1 protein-coding gene is annotated in these 645 nt (G+C 70.1%); it reads left to right on the top strand.

The window, feature by feature from the left end; all coding sequences use genetic code 11:
* Positions 1-645, top strand: a 645-nt coding sequence (locus tag PIQ37_RS20635) for an AMP-binding protein (protein WP_342074897.1), incomplete at both ends; no start/stop codon positions are given.

The following is a 645-nucleotide window of genomic DNA, read 5'->3' as shown; positions in this document are numbered from 1 at the left end:
GCGATGGTGGAAACGCTGCTCGGCGTGCTGAAAGCAGGCGCGGCCTATGTGCCGATGGCACCGGATCTGCCGTGGGCGCGTGTGGCGTTCATGCTGGAGGACGCGCAGCCGGCGCTGTTGATCGCGGATGCCAGCGCGCAGGTGCCGGATGCGCCGGGCGTGCCGCTGGCGCGCCTGGAGACAATGGCCGAGGCGCTGTCGGCGCATGCCGATCACGCTCCGGCGCTGGCGGGGATGGAGGCCACGCAGCTGGCGTACGTGATCTACACCTCCGGTACGACCGGCACGCCCAAGGGCGTGCAGGTCTCGCACCGCAACGTGGTGAACTTCTGCTGCTGGTGCCGCGATGCCGGCTTGCTCGCGGCGGGCGTGCGCATGACCCAGTTCGCGCCGTACACCTTCGACGCATCGGCAGGCGAGATCTTCGCCGGCCTGCTCGGCGGCGCCGAGCTGCACCTGCTGGACGAGGAGACGATTCAAAGCCCGCAGCGCCTGCAGGCGTATCTGCTGGAACAGCAGATCGGCTTCGCGGCCTTGCCGCCGGCCTATCTGCAACAGCTGGATCCGGCGCTGGCACCGGCCGGCATGAAGCTGCTGACCGCCGGTTCGGCACCGACGCCGGAGCTGGTGCGGCGTTGGGCCGGT

The organism is Xanthomonas protegens (assembly GCF_038442435.1).
Lineage (GTDB): Bacteria > Pseudomonadota > Gammaproteobacteria > Xanthomonadales > Xanthomonadaceae > Xanthomonas_A > Xanthomonas_A sontii.
The sequence above is the reverse complement of the archived record's forward strand: the minus strand, read 5'-3'. Positions and strand labels throughout refer to the sequence as shown.